Source organism: Rhodopseudomonas sp. B29 (genome assembly GCF_000333455.1).
Lineage (GTDB): Bacteria > Pseudomonadota > Alphaproteobacteria > Rhizobiales > Xanthobacteraceae > Rhodopseudomonas.
The window spans coordinates 1-4777 of sequence record NZ_BADD01000720.1; the positions used below are offsets into that span (position 1 = coordinate 1).

The window sequence follows — 4777 nt, forward strand, 5'->3', positions numbered from 1 at the left end:
AGCGCGAGGCCTTCGGGCGTGCGCAGGTCGAGCGTCGCGAACTTCTTGTTGCGATTGGCGGCCTTCCACCACAGCGGCTTGCCGTCCTTGAACGGCGGAAACGAGCGCAGCCCGTCGCCCTGTCCTGGCATCTCGATCTTCAGCACTTCGGCGCCGTAATCGGCCAGCAGCGTCGCGGCCAATGGCGCCGCGATGATGGTGGCGATATCGAGTACCTTCAAGCCTTCGAGCGGCCCGGCCATTGTACGTCTCCCCGTTGTTCGAAGTTCCTGCGTATTCGACCGCGCGCGACGGGCGCGCGGTCGCCCACAGGAATTACTTCGCCGTCTTCTTATGTCGGTCTCCGGGCTCGGTCGTCGCGGCGGACTCTTTGACGAGCGTGCGAATGCTCGCCGCCAGCGCGACGATGCGCGGGCCGATCTCAGTTTCAAGTTGGCCTGGAGACAGCCGGAATGCCGGAATGCCGCAGTTGAGAGCGAACGAGCGGTCGCGCAGCCGGAACAGTGGCGCGGCGACGGCGTGAATGGCCGGCATGTACTCGCCGAAGCAGGTGGCGAAGCCCCGCTCGACGCATTGCTGCAGGCCGGCGCGATAGGCATCGCTGAACTCGTCCCACATCGCGCCGTCGGCAGCCTTGATGTGTTGCTCCAGCACGCGCGCATCCCACATCGGCAATGTCGACGAAGCGGCGCGGCCCATCGCGGTGCTGACCACTGGGATCGGCATTCCGATGTCGGGGATGTGGCCGACGTCACCCGAGCGCGCGGTTTCGACGTAGATCATCGATGGGCCGTCGAGCAGGCCGATCGACACCGTGCCGCGCACGCTCATCGCAAAGTCCTGCATCAGCGGCCGCGCCCGCTGGCGGAACGGCATGTCGGCAAGTAGCGGATGCACGAGGCGCAGCGCGCGGGCACCGACGCCGTATTTGGCCAGCGCTGGTTCGTGACGCAGATAGCCGAGTTCGGTCAGCGTGTGGGTCAGCCGCGCGACGGTCGGCCGCGGAATGCCGGTGCGCAGCGAGATCTCCATGTTGCCGAGCATCGCGCCGGCTTCAAAGGCCTCGAGTACGACCAGTCCCTTGGCTAGCGTCGTGGCGAAGGCCGCGTCGCCCGCGCTTTCGGCAAGCACGGCTTCGGCCGATGGCGACGGAATGAAAGTCGGGCGGGGACGGGCTGCGCGGCTCATTTGGCGATTATCGACGAAAGAATTATCGAGTCCAGATAATCGATGCCATCTGATGAAAATGTCCAATATTCGGACAACACCGTGTCCCGTGTGCGCCGCCTGATTTGCGTCGCAGGAGCGCATTGAGCTTCGTCATGGCGCAATGCAGCAATCGGCCTTAGGTCCTCGCATCGATCAGGTGTGAGGTCTGAGAAACGCCCATGACGAAGCTATTCCCGGCCCCGAACAGGGCGTCTCGTCGGCTCAGGATCGCGCTGTTCGTCTTGGCCGGCTGTCTTGTCGTTTCGGCAGGTCCGAGCGCCCACGCTGACGACCGCTTCGACAAGTTGGTGCAGAAGCTGCGGCCCAACCGGCTACCGGACGGCTTCGCCAGCGCCAATGGCCGGCTCGAGTCCGAACAGGTCGAGATCGCCACCAAGCTCGCCGGACGAATCGCCGAAGTCCTCGTCAAGGAAGGCGACGAAGTCGAGCGCGGCCAGGTCGTGGCCCGAATGGACGTCACCGACATTCAGGCTCAGCTCCGCGCCGCCGAAGCGCAGGAGCGCCGCGCGGTTCAATCCAAGACGGTCGCCGAGGCCGTGGTGGCGCAGCGCGAGAGCGAACAGAAGCTGGCGATCCAGCAACTCGGCCGCGTCGAAACGCTGCACGAGAAAGGCTTCGCCACGGCCGAAGCGCTCGACCAGCGCCGCTCGGCGCAGAACGTCGCCGACGCCGCGCTCAACGCCGCCCGTGCCAGTCTCGGCGATGCCGGCGCGGCGATCGATGCCGCGCGCGCCGAGGTGGCGCGGATCAAGTCGGTGCTCGACGACATGGAGCTGAAGGCGCCGCGCCATGGCCGCATCGAATACAAGCTGGCGCAGGCCGGGGAAGTGCTCGGCGCCGGCTCGCGCGTGCTGACGCTGATCGACCTTACCGACGTCTACATGACGGTGTTCGTGCCTTCGAGCGTCGCGGCGCGACTGGCTTACGGCGACGACGCTCGGCTGATCCTCGATGCCATTCCGCAATATGTGGTGCCGGCGAAAGTGTCGTTCGTCGCCAGCGAGGCGCAGTTCACGCCCAAGGCGGTCGAGACCAAGGAGGAGCGCGAGAAGCTGATGTTTCGCGTCAAGCTGACGCTGCCGTCCGATCTGTTGCGCAAATACGAAAAGGAAGTGAAGACCGGCGTGCGCGGCATGGCGTATCTGCGTGTCGACCGTGACGCCAAATGGCCGGACAAACTGCAGGTCAAGCTGCCGCAATGAGTGACTTTGCGGCCGAGCTCACCGATGTGAGCCAGGTATACGGCGCGGTCAAAGCGCTCGACCGTGTCAGCTTGCAGATCCCCGGCGGCCGGATGGTCGGACTGATCGGCCCGGATGGCGTCGGCAAATCGACGCTGCTGGCGCTGATCGCCGGCGTCCGCCGCATCCAGCACGGAAAGGTGCTCGCGCTCGGCGGCGATATGGCCGATCCGGCGCACCGCGCAGTGTCGGCCGCGCGCATCGCCTACATGCCGCAGGGCCTCGGCCGCAATCTCTATCCGACGCTGTCGGTGTTCGAGAACCTGGATTTCTTCGGACGGCTGTTCGGCCAGGGCGCGGCCGAGCGCCGGCGTCGCATCGACGAACTACTCCGCGCCACCAGCCTGGCGCAGTTTGAGGATCGTCCGGCCGGCAAACTCTCCGGCGGCATGAAGCAGAAGCTGTCGCTGTGCTGCGCGCTGATCCACGATCCGGATTTGCTGATCCTCGACGAGCCGACCACGGGCGTCGATCCCCTGTCGCGGCGGCAATTTTGGGATCTGATCGACCGCATCCGCGCGCGGCGGCCTCAGATGAGTGTGGTGGTCGCCACCGCCTATATGGAAGAGGCCGAACGCTTCGACTGGCTGGCGGCGCTGGATAGCGGCCGCATCATTGGCTTCGGCGCGCCGGCCGAACTGCGCGAAAAGACCGGCAAGCCGACGCTCGATGCCGCCTTCATCTCGTTGCTTCCCGAAGAGGCGCGCGGCGACAACACGCCGATCGTGCTGCCGCCGCTGCCGGCACGGGGCGGCGCGATGGCGATCGAAGCCGAGAACCTGACCAAGCGCTTCGGCGAGTTCGTCGCCGTCGATCATGTCGGCTTCCAAATCAAACGCGGCGAGATATTCGGCTTCCTCGGCTCCAACGGCTGCGGCAAGTCGACGACGATGAAGATGCTGACCGGCCTGCTGACGCCGGACGAGGGCGAAGCGAAGCTGTTCGGACAAAAGCTCGACGCTTCCGACATGGCGACGCGGCGGCGCGTCGGCTACATGTCGCAGAATTTCTCACTCTACTCCGAACTCACCGTGCGGCAGAATCTCGAGCTGCACGCGCGGCTGTTCGAACTGCCCAAGGATCAGATCGCCGGCCGCGTCGCCGAGATGCTGCAGCGGTTCGATCTGAACGACTGCGTCGATCAGCGCCCGGAGAGCCTGCCGCTCGGCCTGCGCCAGCGCCTGCAACTTGCGGTCGCGGTGATCCACAAGCCTGAAGTACTGATCCTCGATGAGCCGACCTCGGGCGTCGACCCGGTGGCGCGGGATTCGTTCTGGCGCATCCTGATCGCGCTGTCGCGGCAAGACGGCGTGACGATCTTCATCTCGACCCACTTCATGAACGAGGCCGAGCGCTGCGATCGCATCTCGCTGATGCATGCCGGCCGCGTGCTGGCGGTCGATACGCCGGCGGCGTTGGTGGCGAAGCGCGGCGCCGCCAATCTCGAAAGCGCGTTTATCGCCTATCTGGAAGAAGTCGCCGAGCCCGACCAGACGACCGACGGCGATGAGCTGCCGGTCTCCGCCGACGCCAAGCCTGTCCGCCAGCGCCGCTTCGATCCGGCGCGGATGTGGGCCTATGCGCGCCGCGAAACCATGGAGATCTTGCGCGATCGGCTGAGGCTGGGCTTCGCCCTGCTGGGCCCGCTGGCGCTGATGCTGACCTTCGGCTTCGGCATTTCGTTCGACGTCGAAAATCTCAGCTACGCGGTGTTCGATCAGGACAATTCGCTGGAGAGCCGCGAACTGCTCGAGAATTTTTCGGGTTCGCGTTACTTCGAACAGCGACCGGATATCCGCTCTGCGGCCGAGCTCGACCGCCGGCTTGCCAGCGGCGAGCTGAAGCTCGCCGTCGAGGTGCCGCACGATTTCGGCCGCGACCTCGTCACCGGCAAGAGGCCGCAGGTGGCGGTCTGGATCGACGGTTCGATGCCGTTCCGCGCGGAGACGATTCGCTCCTACGTCACCGGTCTGAGCCAAGTCTATCTCGCCGAACAATATCGCCGCCACAACCTGATTTCGAATCCGTCGCCGATCAATATCGAGACGCGCTTTCGCTACAACCAGGCGTTCAAGAGCATCTACTCCATCATCCCGGGCGTGATGATGCTCATCCTGATGCTGATCCCGGCGATGCTCACCGCGGTCGGCGTGGTGCGCGAGAAGGAAGTCGGCTCGATTGCCAATTTCCGCTCGACGCCGGTGACGCCGGCCGAATTCCTGATCGGCAAGCAGGCGCCGTACGTGCTGCTGTCGCTGATCAGCTTCTGCCTGTTGATGTTCGCTGCCTTCTTCATTTCGGCTGTC

The 4777-nt window shown here is 65.2% G+C and carries 4 protein-coding genes; 2 read left to right on the top strand and 2 right to left on the bottom strand.

The features are described from left to right. The coding region (locus tag I5M_RS26135; RefSeq protein ID WP_031337643.1) for a CoA transferase at positions 1-242 on the bottom strand (242 nt) is incomplete at its 3' end. A 73-nt stretch (positions 243-315) separates the two neighbouring features. Continuing rightward, on the bottom strand, positions 316-1188 hold the full coding sequence (locus I5M_RS26140) for an IclR family transcriptional regulator (RefSeq protein WP_022724092.1): 873 nt from the start codon (positions 1186-1188) through the stop codon (positions 316-318). A gap of 200 nt (positions 1189-1388) precedes the next feature. On the opposite strand from I5M_RS26140, the gene I5M_RS26145 reads away from it, so the two are divergent. Both I5M_RS26145 and rbbA read left to right on the top strand, forming a co-directional pair. Then, positions 1389-2432: an HlyD family secretion protein gene (locus I5M_RS26145; protein WP_022724093.1), complete on the top strand. Its 1044-nt coding sequence runs from the start codon at positions 1389-1391 to the stop codon at positions 2430-2432. Further along, positions 2429-4777 (top strand): ribosome-associated ATPase/putative transporter RbbA (gene rbbA, locus I5M_RS26150; RefSeq protein WP_022724094.1); only part of this gene is annotated, 2349 nt, incomplete at its 3' end. The genes I5M_RS26145 and rbbA, both read left to right, overlap by 4 nt.